Below are 16,334 nucleotides of genomic sequence, written 5' to 3'. Positions count from 1 at the left end.
GGTGGAGATCATGACCGTTCTGAGCGCCGCGAAGACCCGCGCCGCGGTGCGCACCACGGCGCGGCTGTCCGGCGAGTCGCTGCTGATCCTGCTCGCCACCGGCGCGGCGCTGTGGCTGCTGGGCCAGATGTGGTCGGTGGTGTGGCCGCTGACCGTCGCCCTGCTGATCACCACCCTGACCTGGCCGCCGGTCCGCTTCCTGCGCCGGCACGGCTGGCGCCCGGCACTGGCCGCGGCCACCGTGATGGTGGCGTTCCTGCTGCTGGTCTCGGGCATCGTGGTCGGCATCGCGGTGCCGGTGGCGGCCCAGTCGGACGAGCTGGCCGACGGCGTGGTCGACGGCATCCAGCAGCTGCGCGACTGGGCGGCCGGCCCGCCCCTGAACATCGGCGACGACCAGGTCACCTCGGCCATCGACACCGCGGTCGCGAAGCTCCAGAGCAGTATCGGCAGCATCGTGACCGCCACCGTCACCGGCGTCGGCACCGTCGTGAACGTGGTCGTGGTCGTCGTACTCGCGCTGTTCCTGATGTTCTTCTTCCTCAAGGACGGCCCGCGTTTCCTGCCGTGGCTCTCCCGGCAGCTGCCCGGCCGCCTCGCCCGCGACGTGCCCGAGGTGGCCACCCGGGCGTGGACGACGCTGGGCGCGTTCGTCCGCTCGCAGGCGTTCGTCGGGATGCTCGACGCGGTCTTCATCGGCCTGGGACTGTGGATCGTCGGGGTGCCGCTCGTGCTGCCCCTGGCCGTGCTCACCTTCGTGACCGCGTTCGTGCCGATCGTGGGCGCTCTCTTCGCGGGCTTCGTCGCCGTACTCATCGCTCTGGTCTTCAAGGGGTTGACCTCGGCGTTGATCGTGCTCGGCATCATCGTGCTGGTGCAGCAGCTGGAGGGAAACGTCTTCCAGCCGATGGTGCAGAGCCGTGGCCTGGGGTTGCACGCCGCCGTCGTGCTGCTCGCGGTGACGCTGGGCGGCAGCCTGGCCGGCATCATCGGCAGCCTTCTGGCGGTGCCGGTCGCCGCCGTCCTGGCCGTCGTCTGGAGTTACCTGCGCGAGCAGCTCAGCGAGCCAGCACCGGAAGCCCCGCCACCGTCTCCTGCAGAGCCGTCATGAGGGCGGTCGCGAGCGGGCGGGAACGGCGGGTGGCGGTGACGATGCCGATGAAGCGGGACGGGCACGGCGGCCGCAGCGGGACCGTGGCCAGGCCGCCGAGGTCCGCGGTGAGCGCCACCTGCGGGATCATGCTGATGCCGACGCCCGCGCGGACCAGCGACTGGGCGAACACGTAGTCGGTGCCGCGGCAGGCGGTGCGGATCTCGAAACCGGCCATCGCGGAGTAGTGGTCGAGCAGCTCGACGATGGACAGGCAGCCGTGCACCCAGCGCTCGGCGGCCAGGTCGGCCAGGGCCACCGATTCGCGGCCGGCGAGCGGGTGGGCGGCCGGCAGCACGATCCACATCGGGTCGTCCAGCAGCACGGTCCAGGTCAGGCCGGAGCGGTCACCCGGGCGGACCGGCGGCGGGCCGTCGAAATGGTAGGCCAGCGCCAGGTCGGCGGCCCCCTCGCGGACCAGCGGCAGGCTGTCCTCCGGCTCATTTTCCAGCACCGTCTGCTCGACACCGGGATGCTCGGCGGTGAACCGCAGCAGCGCGGCCGGCAGCAGCCGCTGCCCACGACCCCAGCAAGTCAGCACTACCGCTTACCACCGTACGACGGCAGGCTCAGGATGTGAATCGACGAGCCTGGTTTCTGTTCCTGCTGGTGGCGGTGCTGTGGGGCATCCCGTACTTCCTGATCAAGCTGGCCATCGACGACCTGTCGCCGGTGTTCGTGGTGGCCGGCCGGGGCCTCATCGCGGCGCTGGTGCTGCTGCCGGTCGCGGCGGCGCGGGGCACGCTCGGCGCCCTTCGCGCCAAAGCCGGCGTGGTGACTTTGCTGGCGGCGGTGCACATCATCGGGCCGTTTCTCTTGATCACGTACGGCGAACAGCACATCACCAGCAGCCTGACCGGCCTCCTGATCGCGATCGAGCCGGTCGCGATCGCCCTGCTGATGTCCCGCACCGAGCCGCTGACCAAAGGCCGTACGGCCGGCCTGATCCTGGGCTTCGCCGGGGTGGCAGTGCTGGTCGGCCTGGACGTCTCCGGCGACCGGCTCGGCCTGCTCGGCGCCGGCATGGTGCTGCTGGCCGCACTGAGCTACGCGGTGGCGACGATCCTGGTCCAGCGCCGCGCCGCGGACGTCCCCCCGGAAGCCCTGGCCGGCGGCACCACCGCGATCACCGCGATCGTCCTGACCCCCTTCGCGATCGCGACGTGGCCGTCCGGTCCGGTGCACGCCCCGGCCTGGACCGCCCTGGCGCTGCTGGGCGTGTTCTGCACGGCGGTGGCCCTGCTGGCGTTCTACCGCCTGATCGCCCTGGCCGGCTCCAACCGCGCGGGCCTGGTCACCTATCTCAACCCGGTGGTGGCCGTCGCCCTGGGCGTGCTCTTCCTCGACGAGTCGGTGCGCTGGAGCACGGTGGCGGGCTTCGCCCTGGTGGTGGCCGGCTGCTGGCTGTCGACCCGCCCGTCCCCGGCCGCGACCTCTTCCACGAAGGAGGAGCCGGTGCCGGCCCCCGCCGGCTGAGCTGCGCCGGGTCGTTCATTCGGCGGCCCGCACCCGCTGCCGCATCTCCCGCCGGCGCACCACCTCCCGCCGCATCCAGTCGCGCCGGTACGGGGCGTCCGGATCGCATCCGGCCGCCAGCAGATAGGCCCGGGCCCGCTCGTCCCACGCCCGGTCGAAGGTCGCATCCCTGGGAAAACCGAACATCTCCCACCAGCGTCGCCCTCGCCGACCTGAGACTGGAGGCATTCCTGCCGGCCGACGCAGCCACCGCTCATTCACTGCACGCCGCCCGGCCGTGAAGGACGGTCAAGGAAGAGCGGGACCGGGCCGCCGGGCTTGGGCATGGCGGTGGCGGATGACGAGCCAGGAGATCCAGCCGAGGCCGATGATGAAGCCGAAGCTGATGATGCGGTAGAGGACCACCGCCGCGATCGCGGTCGAGGTCGGCACGCCGCCGGCCAGCAGGCCCAGGATCAGGGCGCTGTCGATGATGCCCAGGCCGCCCGGGATGATCGTGATGGTGCCGGCCGCCATCGCGGCGCAGAAGGCCAGCAGCACCTGGTTGAGGCCGGCGCCGGCGCCGATCGCGTGGCAGCACAGCCATAGGCAGAGGGCGTCGAAGACCCAGTTCAGGACGGCGAAGACGGCGGCGGCCATGCCGTGGCCGGGGTCCAGGCGGGCGGCGCGCAACTGTTCGATGAACGTGCGGATGCCCTCGCCGCCCTGCGTGGCGGGGCGGCGGCGCAGGCGGTTCAGGCCGGCCAGCGGGAGGCGGACCAGCCGGTCGAGGTGTTCGGGGCGGCTGACCACCCGGCGGATGCCGATCACCAGGAGCAGGACGGCGACGGCGAGGGCGGCCAGGTGCTCCCAGTGGCTGGCGCCGCCCGCCGCCAGGGCGCCCGCCGTGGTTACCGCGGCCAGGGCCGTCGCCGACAGGATGCCGCTGAGCGCGATGCACCACGAGGCGATCGCCGGCGTGGCGCCGAAACGCATCATCTGCTGGTAGTTGAAGCGAGTGGAGAACGCCGGGCCGCCGGGCAGGGTTGCGCTGAGCGAATGGGCGGCGTACGCGAGGGCCAGGTGGTCGCGGATGGGCCGTTTGATGCCGGCCGAGCGCAGCAGACTGCGCTGCATGCGGGCGTAGGCGCCCATCGACGCGATCTCGGCCAGCACGGCGAGGGTGAGCCAGCCGGGGTGCGGGGCCCGCAGGTGCCCGAACGCGGCGGCCAGGGAGTGCCAGCCGAGGACGAGTTCCGTGCCGAACAGGGCGGCGAGCACACCCACCGCCGCCGGCCGCACCCAGCGGCGCCGGGACCGAACGCCGGTGTCGACAGTCATGTTCTCTTCCTGTTCGGCCACTGCCCAGCGGCCCTGAGGCACTTTCGGCAACTCCGCCCCGGATGATCACCCGCCGGGCACGATGGGAAACGTGAATCTGACCCGGCGGCAGATCAACACCGTGTTCACCGCGATTCTGCTGGGCATGTTGCTGGCCGCCCTCGACCAGACCATCGTGTCGACCGCTCTGCCGACGATCGTGGCCGATCTGGGCGGCGCCGGGCACATGTCGTGGGTGGTCACCGCGTACCTCCTGGCCGAGACCGTGGCGACCGTCCTGGCCGGCAAGTTCGGCGACCTGTTCGGCCGCAAGCTGGTGTTCCAAGTGAGCACCGTGGTGTTCATCGCCGGCTCGGCGCTGTGCGGGCTGGCGAACGACATGCTGTTCCTGATCGCCGCGCGGATCCTGCAGGGCGTCGGCGCGGGCGGCCTGATGGTGACCGCGATGGCCCTGATCGCCGACGTGATCCCGCTGCGCGACCGCGGCCGCTACCAGGGCGCGCTCGGGGCGGTCTTCGGCGTGACGACGGTGGTCGGGCCGACGCTCGGCGGCCTGTTCACCGACCATCTGAGCTGGCGGTGGGCGTTCTACGTGAACGTCCCGGTCGCCGTCGTGGTGCTGGTCATGTCGGCCCGGGCGTTGCCGTCGGTCAGGGCCGAGGGCCGCCCGGTGATCGACTACCCCGGCATCGCGCTGGTCGCGGCCGGCGCCTCCAGCATGATCCTGGGACTGTCGTGGGGCGGCAACCAGTACGCGTGGGACTCCCCGACGATCATCGGGTTGTTCGTGGCGGCCGTCGTGCTGCTCACCGCGTTCGTCCTGGTGGAGAGCAGGGCCGCGGAACCCATGCTGCCCATGCGCCTGTTCGGCAACTCGGTCTTCACGGTCTGCTCCACCCTCAGCTTCATCGTGGGTTTCGCGATGCTCGGCGCGATGACGTTCCTGCCGACCTACCTGCAGTACGTGAAGGGGGTCTCGGCGACCGCGTCCGGCGTGCGCACCCTGCCGATGGTGGCCGGCCTGTTCCTGATGTCGATCGCGTCCGGCACCGTGATCAGCCGGACCGGCCGCTACCGGATTTTCCCGATCGCCGGCTCCGCGGTGATGGCGATCGGCCTCTTCCTCATGTCGACCATGCATCGCGGCACCAGCGCCTGGCTCGAATCGCTGTTCATGTTCGTGCTCGGCCTCGGCATCGGCCTGTCCATGCAGGTGCTCACGATCGCCGTGCAGAACACCGTGCCCTACGCCGACCTGGGCACCGCCACCTCCGGCGTCACGTTCTTCCGCACCCTCGGCAGCTCGTTCGGCACCGCGATCTTCGGCACCCTCTACGGCAACCATCTGGCGCCGGAGCTGGCCGCGGCGACCACCTCGTCGACCCTGGCCGCCGCGCAGAACCCCGAGCTGCTCAAGCAACTGCCATCGGCGACGGCCATTCCGATCATTGATGCGTACGCCTCCAGCATCGATTACGTCTTCCGCTGGGTCGTCCCGGTCGCCGCGCTCGGTTTCCTCGTGGCCCTGCTCCTCAAGGAGGTGCCGCTGCGGGGCAGTGCCCGCGCGGCCGCCACCGAGAGCATCTCCCCGCCCGCCGCCGGCGACCGGGTCGCCCAACTGGAACTGCAGATCAGCGCCACGATGAAGCGCCAGGGCTTCCGTTCCGGCGTGCTGGCGAGCTCGGGCTCCGCGCTGGGCCCGGCGCAGGCGTGGGCGGCCGGCCAGACCCATCTGCACACCACCGTCGCAGGCCGGGCCGACCTGCCGACGATCGCGCATCGGCACCGGCTGCCGCACGAGGTGATCGAACCGGTCTTCGACGAGCTGGTCCGGGACGGTTACGCCGACCGGGACGGCACGACCGTACGGCTGACCCCGGCCGGCGAGGAGCAGCTGGACCGGATCAAGCACGCGTTCCGGGACTGGCTCGACGCGAACCTGGACGACATCGCCATGTCCGACCCGGCCGACCGGGCCCCGCTCGACAAGGCGCTCACCAACGTGGCCGGCCGGCTGGTCGACGAGGATCTCGACCGCAACCCGACCGCCACCGGGTGAGTCTGAAATCTCAACCGGACCCTTCCGGAGCCGATCACTACGGCACCAATGCCGAGCGGCCACCGAAAGGTCTCAGATGGGCACAACACCAATAGTCACCGTTAAACGGAACGCGCTGGCCGGCCGGCTCGCCGACTTCAGCGTCGGCACCAAGATCTACATGTCGGTGCTGATCGTCGCCGTGGCCGCCCTCGGTATCGGCGCCTTCGGCATCAGCCGCATGAACAGCCTCAGCAATGACATCAAGGACATGAAGGCGCGGCACGTCGACGCGCTCGTGCAGCTCAGCACGATGCGTGGCGCGTCCAGCGACAGCTTCCAGGGCATGTGGCTCTGGACGCTCATCCCGACCGGCAAGGACACCTACCTCACCCAGACCAAGACCGCCGACAAGGCGTTCGAGGCGGCTCTGACCAACTACCGCCGGCTCGCCGCCGGTTCGGCCGCGAGCACGGCGGCCGCCACCAAGCTCGCCGACACGTTTGACTACTACGAGAACCTGCGCAACGTGCTGGTGTTCAAGGAGGCCCCGCCGGCCGGCTTCGACACCCCGACCGGCGACAAGATCGCCACGGTCTGGCGGCAGACGCAGGCCGACCTGAAGAACGCGATCGTCACGCTGCAGAACACCGAGGAGTCCGAGGCCACCGTGATGACCACGGCCGCCGAGAAGTCCTACCAGGACGCCCGCAACCAGCTCATCGCCATCATGGCCGTCGCCCTGCTGGTCGCGCTCGGTCTCGCCGCGTTCGTCTGCCGGCTCATCCTGCGCCAGCTCGCCAGCGTCTCCACCTCGCTCGCCGCGGTCGCCCAGGGCGACCTGTCGGTGGTCGCCGAGGTGCAGTCCCGCGACGAGCTCGGCGGGATGGCGGTCGCCGTCAACGAGGCCCGCAACGGCCTGCGTGAGGTGGTCAGCCAGCTCACCGACAGCTCGCACGCCCTCGGCGCCAGCGCCACCCGGCTCACCAGCACCACCGACCGGATCGGCGCCTCCGCCCAGGAAGCCGCCGTGCAGGCCGACGCGGTCGCCGCCGCGGCCGGCACGGTCTCGGTCAACGTCAGCACGGTCGCGGCCGGCAGCGACGAGATGGGTCTGTCCATCCGGGAGATCGCGGAGAGCGCGAACCTGGCGGCCCGGGTCGCCTCCGAGGCGGTCGGCGTCGCCGAGCACACCAACGCCACCGTCTCCAAGCTGGGCGCGTCCAGCGCCGAGATCGGCAACGTGGTCAAGGCGATCACCGCGATCGCCCAGCAGACCAACCTGCTCGCTCTCAACGCGACGATCGAGGCGGCCCGGGCGGGCGAGGCCGGCAAGGGCTTCGCCGTGGTCGCCAGCGAGGTCAAGGATCTGGCCCAGGAAACGGCGAAGGCCACCGAGGACATCTCCCACCGGGTCGAGGCCATCCAGGCCGACACCGCCAACGCGGTGATCGCGATCGGCGAGATCTCCCAGATCATCGCCCGGATCAACGACTACCAGCTGACCATCGCCTCGGCGGTGGAGGAGCAGACCGCCACCACCGGCGAGATGAGCCGCAGCGTCAGCGACGCGGCCGCCGGCAGCACCGAGATCGCCGGCACCATCTCCGGCGTCGCCAGCGCCACCCAGAGCACCACGGCCAGCCTCGCCGAGGCGAACAGCGCGGTGCGCGAGCTGGCCGGCATCAGCACCGAGCTGCAGCAGGTGATCGGCCGCTTCCGGCTCTGAGGTTTCGCTAGCGACGATGGCCCGACCGGCGACGCCGGCCGGGCCATCGGTTTGTCCGGCGCGGAACGACAGGCGGCAGGCCGCCGTCTCAACCCCACGACTTTCGCCGTACGACACTGGGGGAACCATGCGCGGGCGAGCTTTCCTGGCTCTGACACTTCTGGCCGGCGGTTGCGCCGGCAGCACCGGCACACAGCCGGACGCGGCCGCACCACCGGACGTGCAACCGCGCTGGGAGTCGTGCGCAGCCGCGCTCCCCGCACCGAGCCCCGGCCCCGTCCTCGGCGACGGCGGCGCCCCCGGCCCGCTGCCCCACCTGGACAGCAGCTTCACCCCGGTGTTCGCGGTGCTGTGCCGGACCGCCCCGCTGATGCGCCCGGGCGGCGGCGAGGACCTGGAGGCGGTCGAGGAGCGCGCCGACGACATCACCGCCCTGGTGGCCGCCCTGCGCCTGCCGGACGAGCCGCCGACCAACGGCGCCTGCACCGCCGAGGGGTGGATACAGCCCTACCTGGTCCTGCTGGACGCGGACGGCCGGTGGATCCGCCCCGGCGTCCCGGTCGACGGGTGCCACAAACCCCGCCTGGAGTTCCGCGACGCCTTCGGCGGGCTGAAGACGACGAAGGTGTCCGGCCGCACGGTCGGCCAGGTGAAGTCGGACGAGGCGGCCACGGCGGGGTGCGAGCAGCAGTGGGCCGACATGGTGTGGGCGACCGGCCAGATGGGCGGCGGCAAGGGCTCGACGCCGGTCCTGGCGGACAGCGGCGCCGCCGTGCAGATCTGCCGCTTCCGGGTGCCGGCCGGCGAGCAGGGCAGCGGCAAACCGGGCGGCGACTTCGAGTCGGGCGGCAAGTTCGCGTCGTGGCCGGCCGTCCGCCAGGAACTCAGCACGGCCGCCACCGCGACGGGCGCGTGCACCACACCGTCGGCCCGCTTCGCGCTCCTGCGCACACCGTCCGGCGACGTCTACGTCGAGGCGGACGGCTGCAAGCGCGTGCTCATCGACAACGGCACTGCCATGCGTACGGCATCACCGAAGTTGTTGAGCCTGATCTTCTAACGGCGTATCCGGTGGCTGTCCGCAACCAGGGCGGCCACCGTGATCGCCACGACCGCGCAGGTCAGCGCGACACCCGCGGCACCCCACGCCACCATGGCCACCGACAGCAGGCCCCACACCACGCCGCCGACGCACAGGACCGTGATGAGCACGGGCCGCGGCCACTGCCGGGGAACCCGCCGCAGAGACGGATAATCGGTCGTCAGCCGTTCCACTATCTGGTCGAACTGACGTTGCTTGTCCGAGGTGGCCATCCGCTCGCCCTTCTTTCCTGGACCGCGCTAGCGAATCGCAGCGTACTTCGGAATTCTGTGATCGGCACAGGATCCGGATGCGGGATCCGCAGTGAGACAATCGGCGACCCCGGAATGGGTCGAAAGGTTGGTTGATGGGCCGTGTGGTGTTTCGCGTGCTCCAGGCCGTGCGGGGGCCCGATCAGCAGCGTCACGGCCCAGGTCGCGGTCAGTGTCAGGGCCTCCTCGTCCAGCCGGATCAAGCTCGCTCGGCCGAACCGGGGTTGGACTACGTCGCGTCGGGGTCGGCACGTTGCTGCTCAGCGGAGCGCAGGACTGCCTCACCGAGCGCCTCGGCGCGGTCTTCGGAGATCCCCATCGACCGGGCGCTTTCGATGACTCGCGTCCGCAGCTCGATGATCTGCTGTTCATCGAGCGCAGCGGGCGGTTGCTCGCCCTGTTCCTCGCCTGCTCGCTGTTGACGCTTCCGCCGGAAGAGGATGCTTCCGGCCAGGGATGTGCCCGCAAGCGCCGACGTGATAGCGGTCCCGATCCACGCAACGGCTTCGATTGCCGCGATTTCAAATCCGGCCACTTCAGCTTCCCTCCGACAAGAAGACGGATACGAGACCGAGCGGAAGCGTGAAGCCCAAGAGTATCAGGGACATGGTATTGAAACCGGACCAGAGACTTGGATCAAAACCGTCTTTCGTCAGCTGCATCTTCATCGCACCCATGATGAATGCGGCGGTGCTCAGCGTCAGAATATGCCCCCATTGCATGGCGAGGACCGGCCATCGTGCCTGGCCCTGAGCATGCTGAAAGTCGAAGAGCACATCCGACATCGAGGCGATCAGCGCTCCGATGACGACGGTGCATGCAGTGCCGTTCGACACCATGCCATTTAATGTCGCTTTGCCGGTGAAAATATCCTGCGACTGGTCCAGGACCGAGATAAGGAGGCCGGCAAACGAACCCAGCAGCCATTTCGTCACTTTGCGCAGGCGCTTCTGATTGCTCGCGCTCAACGCCATTCTTCCCCCACTGCGCGACTGGTCGGCCGTGCGCCCCGCCGAGATGTCCGTTGAGGATAGCTTGATTGATCCCACCTTCCCGGCTCGGGCGCGGTCGACATCCTCCCTAGGTGGAGAGGTAGCCGGCCGCTTGAATCGTGAACAGCTCCGCGTAGCGGCCGTCCAGGGCCATCAGGGTGGCGTGGGTGCCGGATTCGATCAGGGTGCCCTGGTGCATCACGTAGATCTGGTCGGCGTGGATGATGTTGGCCAGGCGGTGCGTGATGAGGATGGTGGTGCGCCGGCCCTGGCGGTTGCGCAGCGCCTGGAACAGGGCATCCTCCGCCCGCGGGTCCAGCGCCGAGGACGGCTCGTCCATGATCAGCAGAGGGGCGTCGCGGTAGAAGCCGCGGGCCGCGGTGATGCGCTGCCACTGGCCGCCGGAGAGGTCCTGTCCGTCTTTGAAGGTGCGGTCGAGCAGCGTGTCGTAGCCGTGCGGCAGCTCCTGGATCATCTCGTGGGCGGCGGCCATCGCGGCGGCCGTCTCGATGCGGGCCGGGTCGGTGGCCGAGTCGATGTCGCCCATGGCGATGTTCGTGGCCGCGCTGAACGGCCATTTGTGGTGCTCCTGCTGCACGACCGCGATCTGCTCGCGCAGGCCGTCCGGGTCCCAGTCGTCGTAGCGACGGCCGTTGAAGGTGAGGTGGCCGCCGGTCGGGTCGCGCAGGCCGGCGATCATCGCGGCCAGGGTGGTCTTGCCGGAGCCGTTCTCGCCGACCAGGGCGACGGTCTGGCCGGCCCGGATGGTCAGCGACATCTCGTCGACGGCGGGCTTCTCCCGTTCCGGGTAGCGCAGGGAGACGCCGTGCACACCGAGCTCGGCGAATCCGTCCGGGACCGCGGACGACGAGGGGTGGGTCGGCACGTAGTCGTCCGCGGTGCCGAGGAACTTGACGTACTCGCTGAAGAACTGCCCGGAGACGTAGACCCGGTCGACCTGGAAGGTCACCTGGGCGAGCGAGCGCTGCGCGGCCTGCACGGCGACGACGCAGGTGGCCGCGGCGGCGAGAGGGATCTGGCCCTGCAGGAGCAGGGTGCCGAGCAGCACGTACACCCCGGTGAGGGCGAGGCCGCCGACCGCCGAGCCGATGCTGATCGTCGTCGTGACCCGGCGCGCGACCGCCAGCTCCACCGCGATCTGCGCCCCCATCACCTGGTCATAAAGGCCGAGAACAAAACCGCGGAGTCCGTACGATCGGAGCTCCGCGGCCGATTTCCGCTCGGCCATCAGCGTCTGCAGCACCCATTGCCGGCGCCGCCGGGTGGAGCTGGCCAGGTAGCTCTTGAACTGCTCGTGCCCGGCGCGCAGCGCGGCGTAGGCGGTCGGCACCGTGGCCACCAGCAGCGCGAGCAGCAGCAGCGGGTTGATCGCCACCACCGCGACGGTCACCGCGAGCAGGCTGACCACGCCGGCGAACAGGTTCATGGTGTCCGACACGAGGTCGATCGCGGCCTCGCTGCCCCGGGTGGCGCGTTCCATGCCCTCGTTGAAGCCGTCGTCGTCGAACGCGGCGAGCGCCACCGAGGTGGTGCGTTCGAACAGTTGCCGCTCGGCGACCTGGTGCACCCGCGGGGTCAGCCCGTTCAGCGCGTAGCCGACCGCCATGCCGAGCGCGCCCCGGATCGCGGTCGCCCCGGCCAGCCAGAGCAGGGCGGGCAGCGCCGCCCGCACCCGGTCCGGGGTGGGCCCGCCGGCGAACAGCTCGATCAGCACCCGTTGCGTGGCCAGCAGCCCGAACGCGGCCAGCGCGCCCGACCCGATGGTGGCCAGGGCGACCGCGCCGGTCCGCCACCGGTCGGCCCGCCAGGCCACCCGCACCGCCCGGCCGGCCAGCCCCGGCAGCTCGGTGAACACCCCGGCCAGCCCGGTCGAGGCCCGGGCCCGCAGCCCGGTCTCCCACCAGGACGGCCGCAGTTCCGGCAGTACCGTCTGATCGCTGGTCGCACTCACCTGGGGATGCCTCCTCGCGACGGGCTGGGGCGGCGGGGTGGGCCGGCAGGTCCACCTTCGACACAGCGAGCGAGGTCAAACCAATCCCCTTGTCACCTTTCCGACAGGACCTTCACCCATCAGCGTTCGTCGAAGCTCGCGTAGTAGCTCGCCGCCACGTCCTCGGCGCCGTGGCCCATCAGCTCGGCGCGACGGAATCGCTCGACACCGGCGGCGACCTGATCCAGCCGTACGCCATGGGCCTGTCCGGCCTCGACGATCAACCGTGCGTCCTTCGCCGCCGTGACCAGCGCGAAGCCCGCCGGCGTCAGCCGGTCCTCACGAATCAGACCGATCTTGTGGTGCAGGTAGGCCATGTCGAGCGGGCGGCCCGCGATCACGTCGAGGAAGGCGTCCGGGTCCACGCCGAGCGCCTCGGCCAGGGCGAGCGTCTCGGCGGCGCCGTGGGTGGCGGCCAGCAGCCAGGAGTTGGCGACCAGTTTCAGGCGCGTTCCTCCACCCCAGACGGTGCGGGCGCCGATCGCGTCGAACACCGGCGTCACGGCATCGCGGTGCTCGGCCGGCCCGTCGGCGAGCACGGTGAGTTGGCCCGCCTCGGCCGGCTCGCGCGTGCCGAGCACCGGGGCGTCGAAGTAGACCAGGTCGTGCTCCGCGGCCAGAGCCCGCAGCTCGTCGACGGTGTCCGGCCCGATGGTGGTGGACTGCACCCAACTGGCGCCCGGCCGGGCCGCGGGCGCCGCCGCACGCATCACGCCGAGCACGGCCGCGCCGTCGAACAGCATGGTCAGCACCACGTCGGCGTCGCGCACCGCGGCGGCGGGCGTGCCGGCGACCGTGATGCCGTCGGCGGTGAGCGGTTCGGCCTTCGCGCGGGTGCGGTTCCAGGCCTGAACGGTGTGGCCGGCCCGGGCCAGGTTGCGGGCCATCGCCGCGCCCATGATGCCGGTGCCGAGGACGGCGACGTTCATGCCGGCACGCCCGCCGTGACCTCGATCTCCAGCAGCGCGCCCGGCAGGAACAGGCGGCTCACCTCGACCGTGGTGCTCGCCGGGGACAGCGACCGGCCGGCCGCCGGGAACAGGCGGCGGCGCACCGACGCATAGCCGGGCAGGTCGTCGAGGCTGGTCAGGAACGTGCGGATGTGCGCGACGTCGGCGAGGCCCGCGCCGTAGCCCGCGAGTATGCCGGCGATGATCTCGAAGATGCGTTCGGCCTGGCCGGCCACGTCGCCGGGCGCCACGATCCGCCCGGCGTCGTCGACAGCGACCTGGCCGGAGAGCAGCAGCAGGGAGCCGGCCCGGGCCACGTGGGCGAAGCGGTCGCCGAACGGCGCGGCCACGGTCGGCGGGTTGTCGAGTTCCACGATCATGCCGCCACCGTAGGGTGGCCGGATCCATACCGCCAACGACTGCTGAGCATGCCTGCCATGCGCGACTAGCATGGCGTGTCGTGGACACCCAGCTGCTGCACGTCTTCCGGACCGTCGCGCACCTCGGCTCGATCACGGCCGCGGCGCGCCGGCTGCGGTTCACCCAGTCGGCGGTCTCCCGGCAGATCGCCGCCCTCGAGGCCGACGCCGGGGCGCGGGTCTTCGACCGGGTCCCGCGGGGTGTCACGCTCACCGAGGCCGGGCGGGCGCTGCTGCCCCATGCCGAGGCCATCCTCGATCGCCTGGCCGCCGCCCGGCAGGACCTCGACGAGCTGCGGGCCGGTCCGCTCCGGCTGCGGGTCGGCGCGTTCCCCACCGCCGTCGCCGAGCTGGTCCCCCGCGCGCTCGCCTCGTTCCGGGCCGCCTTTCCCGACTCGGCGCTGACCCTGGTCGAAGGGCTGACGCCGGCGCTGCTGGAGCGCGTCGTGGCCGGCGGCGCCGACCTCGCCGTGGTCAGCTCGTCGCCGGCCGCGCCCCTGGACGCCGCCCGGTTCACCCTGCACCACCTGCTCGACGAGCATCTCCTCGTCGCGTTGTCGGCACGCCACCCGCTGGCCGGCCGCCCGGCGGTGGCCCTGGCCGAGCTGGCCGACGACCCGTTCATCGTCGGCTCGGCCGGCAACGAGAGCGCCCTGCTGCACGCGAACCTGCCGGGTGGGTTCGCGCCGAAGATCGACATCGTGGTCGCCGACTGGACCGGCAAGCTCGGCTGCGTCGCCGCCGGTCTCGGCGTCGCGCTGGTGCCGGCCCTCGCCCTGCGCATCGCGCCGGCCGGCGTGGTGCTGGTCCGCCTCGACCCGAAGGACGAGCCGGTCCGTCAGGTCTTCGCCGCCACCCCGGCCGGGCGCCCGGTCGCGCCCGCGGTCACCACGTTCCTGCGGCACCTGCGCGACGCGGCGTCAGTGATCGGCCAGCCGGATCGCTAACCCGATCTGCCAGCGGGTCTTCATCCGCTCGGTGCGCGGGTCGGTGAGGTAGGCCTCGTAGCGGCAGCCGAACCGGTCGCCCGCCGGGTCCTCGGCGACGTCCATCGCCAGGTCGTTCGCCCGGATCCAGTCGATCAGCGTGCCGTTCGCGCGCCGGCCGTGCCCGACGTAGGTCATCGTCGCGTAGCGGCCGGCCGGCAGCACTCCGGCCCGGACCCGGCCGCCCGCCGGCGGCTCGTCGGTGACCACGCCGGCCTCGATCTCCATCGGCCCGTCCATGTCCACCACATGCAGCCGGAAGAACATCAGGCCGGCGTACGCGTAGAGCTCCTTCATCAGCTCGTCGCGAACGGCGAACATGCCCCGGAACGGCGTGACCACCCGGATGCCGACGCAGCGCCGCTCCGGCTCGGCGACGACCGCGGGGCCTTCGAGAATCTCCATCAGACTCCTGCCCGTACGGACTCGGGGGTGGCGCCGGTCCAGCTGCGGAAGGCGCGGTAGAACGAGTTGGTGTCGTCATAGGCCAGCAGGTAGGCGATCTGGGCCACGGTCAGGGACTTGTCGGCCAGATAGCGGCGGGCCAGCTTCTCCCGGGTGCCGGTCAGCACGGCCTGGTAACTGGTGCCCTCGACCTGGAGCTGGCGCTGCAGCGTCCGCGGGCTGGTGATCAGCTGGGCCGCGACGGCGTTGATCGAGCTGCCGCCGGCCGGCAGGCATTCGTGCAGCGCGGCGCGCCCCCGGTCGGCCGTGGTGGCGGGCGCTTCGATCTCGGCGAGGCGGCGGCGCAGCTCCGGCGCGAAGAAGGTCCACATCGACTCGTCCTCGGTGAGGAACGGGCGGGCGGCGTCCTCGGCCGAGAAGGTGACGGCGTCGGCGTCGCCCTCGCCGATCGAGACGCCGAAGTACGCCGTGGTGGCGGCCGAGGACAACGGCGCCTCGCGCATCGTGGCCCGGTGCCCGGATCGATGGTGAACCGCATCCATCCACCCTAGATGGCGCGAATGGCAAGTGACCAGGCGTCATCCGCTAGTGCCCAGGCGGCCTCACGTCCCTGACGTCGAAGGCATGACCAAGACGATTCTCATTACCGGCAGCTCCAGCGGCATCGGCAAGGCGACCGCGAAGCACTTCGCCGACCAGGGCTGGAACGTCATCGCCACGATGCGCGTGCCCGAGCCCAGCACGTCGGCGAACGTGCTCGTCACGCGGCTCGACGTGCAGGACTCCGACTCCATCACGGCGGCGGTCGGCACCGGGCTGGAGCGGTTCGGCCGGATCGACGTGCTGCTCAACAACGCCGGCTACGGCGCGTACGGCCTGCTCGAGGCCACCGGGATGGACAAGATCCGCCGGCAGTTCGACGTCAACGTGATCGGCCTGCTCGAGACGACCAAGGCCGTCCTGCCGCACCTGCGCGCCGCCGGTGGGGGCACGATCATCAACGTCTCCTCGATCGGCGGCAAGGTGACCTTCCCGCTCGGCACCCTCTACCACGGCACCAAGTTCGCGGTCGAAGGCTTGAGCGAGGCCCTGCACTACGAGCTCGCCGCCATCGGCGTCCACGTCAAGATCGTCGAGCCGGGCTTCGTGAACACCGACTTCGGCGGCCGCTCGTTCGACTTCACCAACGACGAGAGCCTCACCGAGTACCAGAAGCTGGTCGGCGCCTTCCTGACCCGGCTGGCCACCGACGGCGACGAGCCCGAGGTGGTCGCCGAGGTCATCTATCGAGCGGCCACCGACGGCACCGATCAACTTCGCTACACCGCCGGCCCGTGCGCGGCGGAACTGCTCGCCGCCCGCGCGGCGACCGATGACGCCACCTTCCTCGGCGGCATCGAGGCGCAATTCCTAGAGCGCATCTGACGGATCATGGTCGGCTCCGGTCGGGTTTCGCGCGTAGCCAGATCATGATTGAGGCGATGGTTACCGTTGCTTCGTAACGG

General features: G+C 71.0%; 18 protein-coding genes. 7 read left to right on the top strand and 11 right to left on the bottom strand.

Annotated features, from left to right (window positions below; all coding sequences use genetic code 11):
* The first annotated feature begins 10 nt into the window (after positions 1 to 10).
* Positions 11 to 1,111, top strand: a complete 1,101-nt coding sequence (locus AB0E90_RS35950; RefSeq protein ID WP_360415921.1) for an AI-2E family transporter — start codon at positions 11 to 13, stop codon at positions 1,109 to 1,111.
* Here AB0E90_RS35950 and AB0E90_RS35945 read toward each other — a convergent pair.
* Positions 1,059 to 1,691: a LysR substrate-binding domain-containing protein gene (locus AB0E90_RS35945; protein ID WP_360415919.1), complete on the bottom strand. Its 633-nt coding sequence runs from the start codon at positions 1,689 to 1,691 to the stop codon at positions 1,059 to 1,061. The genes AB0E90_RS35950 and AB0E90_RS35945 overlap by 53 nt on opposite strands.
* Before the next feature lie 35 nt (positions 1,692 to 1,726).
* Between AB0E90_RS35945 and AB0E90_RS35940 the strand changes: the two genes are divergently transcribed.
* Positions 1,727 to 2,626: a DMT family transporter gene (locus AB0E90_RS35940; protein ID WP_360415917.1), complete on the top strand. Its 900-nt coding sequence runs from the start codon at positions 1,727 to 1,729 to the stop codon at positions 2,624 to 2,626.
* A 15-nt stretch (positions 2,627 to 2,641) separates the two neighbouring features.
* Here the strand turns inward: AB0E90_RS35940 and AB0E90_RS35935 are convergent, their stop codons facing one another.
* Both AB0E90_RS35935 and AB0E90_RS35930 read right to left on the bottom strand, forming a co-directional pair.
* A complete protein-coding gene (locus AB0E90_RS35935; RefSeq protein WP_360415915.1) occupies positions 2,642 to 2,812 on the bottom strand; it encodes a hypothetical protein in 171 nt (56 codons plus the stop codon).
* 102 nt (positions 2,813 to 2,914) lie between these two features.
* Positions 2,915 to 3,946 (bottom strand): YbhN family protein, encoded by a 1,032-nt coding sequence (locus AB0E90_RS35930; protein ID WP_360415913.1) that lies wholly within the window; start codon positions 3,944 to 3,946, stop codon positions 2,915 to 2,917.
* A gap of 91 nt (positions 3,947 to 4,037) precedes the next feature.
* On the opposite strand from AB0E90_RS35930, the gene AB0E90_RS35925 reads away from it, so the two are divergent.
* From AB0E90_RS35925 to AB0E90_RS35915, 3 genes are all read left to right on the top strand, one after another.
* Positions 4,038 to 6,005, top strand: a complete 1,968-nt coding sequence (locus AB0E90_RS35925) for an MDR family MFS transporter (RefSeq protein WP_360415911.1) — start codon at positions 4,038 to 4,040, stop codon at positions 6,003 to 6,005.
* Positions 6,006 to 6,081: 76 nt separating this feature from the next.
* Positions 6,082 to 7,713: a methyl-accepting chemotaxis protein gene (locus AB0E90_RS35920; RefSeq protein WP_360415909.1), complete on the top strand. Its 1,632-nt coding sequence runs from the start codon at positions 6,082 to 6,084 to the stop codon at positions 7,711 to 7,713.
* 127 nt (positions 7,714 to 7,840) lie between these two features.
* On the top strand, positions 7,841 to 8,773 hold the full coding sequence (locus AB0E90_RS35915; protein WP_360415907.1) for a hypothetical protein: 933 nt from the start codon (positions 7,841 to 7,843) through the stop codon (positions 8,771 to 8,773).
* On the opposite strand, the gene AB0E90_RS35910 is transcribed toward AB0E90_RS35915, so the two are convergent.
* The 6 genes from AB0E90_RS35910 to AB0E90_RS35885 form a co-directional block, all read right to left on the bottom strand.
* On the bottom strand, positions 8,770 to 9,027 hold the full coding sequence (locus AB0E90_RS35910) for a hypothetical protein (protein WP_360415905.1): 258 nt from the start codon (positions 9,025 to 9,027) through the stop codon (positions 8,770 to 8,772). The two genes, AB0E90_RS35915 and AB0E90_RS35910, sit on opposite strands and share 4 nt — an antisense overlap.
* Positions 9,028 to 9,295: 268 nt before the next feature.
* On the bottom strand, positions 9,296 to 9,601 hold the full coding sequence (locus AB0E90_RS35905; protein WP_360415903.1) for a hypothetical protein: 306 nt from the start codon (positions 9,599 to 9,601) through the stop codon (positions 9,296 to 9,298).
* A gap of 1 nt (position 9,602) precedes the next feature.
* Entirely contained in the window at positions 9,603 to 10,115 is a 513-nt protein-coding gene (locus AB0E90_RS35900) for a hypothetical protein (RefSeq protein ID WP_360415901.1), read from the bottom strand.
* 31 nt (positions 10,116 to 10,146) lie between these two features.
* Positions 10,147 to 12,030 (bottom strand): ABC transporter ATP-binding protein, encoded by a 1,884-nt coding sequence (locus AB0E90_RS35895; RefSeq protein WP_360415899.1) that lies wholly within the window; start codon positions 12,028 to 12,030, stop codon positions 10,147 to 10,149.
* A 119-nt stretch (positions 12,031 to 12,149) separates the two neighbouring features.
* A complete protein-coding gene (locus AB0E90_RS35890) occupies positions 12,150 to 12,998 on the bottom strand; it encodes an NAD(P)-dependent oxidoreductase (RefSeq protein ID WP_360415897.1) in 849 nt (282 codons plus the stop codon).
* Complete coding sequence (locus tag AB0E90_RS35885; protein ID WP_360415895.1) at positions 12,995 to 13,399, bottom strand: RidA family protein; 405 nt, start codon at positions 13,397 to 13,399, stop codon at positions 12,995 to 12,997. Before AB0E90_RS35885 ends, AB0E90_RS35890 begins: the two co-directional genes overlap by 4 nt.
* An 80-nt stretch (positions 13,400 to 13,479) precedes the next feature.
* On the opposite strand from AB0E90_RS35885, the gene AB0E90_RS35880 reads away from it, so the two are divergent.
* Positions 13,480 to 14,385 (top strand): LysR family transcriptional regulator, encoded by a 906-nt coding sequence (locus AB0E90_RS35880; RefSeq protein ID WP_360415893.1) that lies wholly within the window; start codon positions 13,480 to 13,482, stop codon positions 14,383 to 14,385.
* Here the strand turns inward: AB0E90_RS35880 and AB0E90_RS35875 are convergent.
* Together AB0E90_RS35875 and AB0E90_RS35870 are read right to left on the bottom strand one after the other, a co-directional pair.
* Positions 14,359 to 14,829, bottom strand: coding sequence for a GyrI-like domain-containing protein (locus AB0E90_RS35875; RefSeq protein ID WP_360415891.1), 471 nt, complete (start codon positions 14,827 to 14,829; stop codon positions 14,359 to 14,361). The two genes, AB0E90_RS35880 and AB0E90_RS35875, sit on opposite strands and share 27 nt — an antisense overlap.
* The gene (locus AB0E90_RS35870; RefSeq protein WP_360415889.1) at positions 14,829 to 15,371 is read right to left on the bottom strand and encodes a helix-turn-helix transcriptional regulator; all 543 of its coding nucleotides are present in this window, start codon (positions 15,369 to 15,371) and stop codon (positions 14,829 to 14,831) included. Before AB0E90_RS35870 ends, AB0E90_RS35875 begins: the two co-directional genes overlap by 1 nt.
* 82 nt (positions 15,372 to 15,453) lie before the next feature.
* On the opposite strand from AB0E90_RS35870, the gene AB0E90_RS35865 reads away from it, so the two are divergent.
* On the top strand, positions 15,454 to 16,254 hold the full coding sequence (locus tag AB0E90_RS35865; RefSeq protein WP_360415887.1) for an SDR family oxidoreductase: 801 nt from the start codon (positions 15,454 to 15,456) through the stop codon (positions 16,252 to 16,254).
* Positions 16,255 to 16,334 lie beyond the last annotated feature (80 nt).

The organism is Actinoplanes sp. NPDC026619, assembly GCF_040638295.1.
In the GTDB taxonomy this organism is placed as follows: domain Bacteria; phylum Actinomycetota; class Actinomycetes; order Mycobacteriales; family Micromonosporaceae; genus Actinoplanes.
This window is presented reverse-complemented; position numbering and strand designations above follow the sequence as displayed.

What these genes read in the sequence shown, in the direction of transcription:
- AB0E90_RS35920 (WP_360415909.1), top strand. Translation starts at nt 6,082, where the DNA reads ATGGGCACAACACCAATAGTCACCGTTAAACGGAACGCGCTGGCCGGC.
- AB0E90_RS35950 (WP_360415921.1), top strand. Translation starts at nt 11, where the DNA reads ATGACCGTTCTGAGCGCCGCGAAGACCCGCGCCGCGGTGCGCACCACG.
- AB0E90_RS35875 (WP_360415891.1), bottom strand. Translation starts at nt 14,829, where the DNA reads ATGGAGATTCTCGAAGGCCCCGCGGTCGTCGCCGAGCCGGAGCGGCGC.
- AB0E90_RS35890 (WP_360415897.1), bottom strand. Translation starts at nt 12,998, where the DNA reads ATGAACGTCGCCGTCCTCGGCACCGGCATCATGGGCGCGGCGATGGCC.
- AB0E90_RS35910 (WP_360415905.1), bottom strand. Translation starts at nt 9,027, where the DNA reads ATGGCCACCTCGGACAAGCAACGTCAGTTCGACCAGATAGTGGAACGG.
- AB0E90_RS35865 (WP_360415887.1), top strand. Translation starts at nt 15,454, where the DNA reads ATGACCAAGACGATTCTCATTACCGGCAGCTCCAGCGGCATCGGCAAG.
- AB0E90_RS35885 (WP_360415895.1), bottom strand. Translation starts at nt 13,399, where the DNA reads ATGATCGTGGAACTCGACAACCCGCCGACCGTGGCCGCGCCGTTCGGC.
- AB0E90_RS35935 (WP_360415915.1), bottom strand. Translation starts at nt 2,812, where the DNA reads ATGTTCGGTTTTCCCAGGGATGCGACCTTCGACCGGGCGTGGGACGAG.
- AB0E90_RS35915 (WP_360415907.1), top strand. Translation starts at nt 7,841, where the DNA reads ATGCGCGGGCGAGCTTTCCTGGCTCTGACACTTCTGGCCGGCGGTTGC.
- AB0E90_RS35930 (WP_360415913.1), bottom strand. Translation starts at nt 3,946, where the DNA reads ATGACTGTCGACACCGGCGTTCGGTCCCGGCGCCGCTGGGTGCGGCCG.
- AB0E90_RS35870 (WP_360415889.1), bottom strand. Translation starts at nt 15,371, where the DNA reads ATGGATGCGGTTCACCATCGATCCGGGCACCGGGCCACGATGCGCGAG.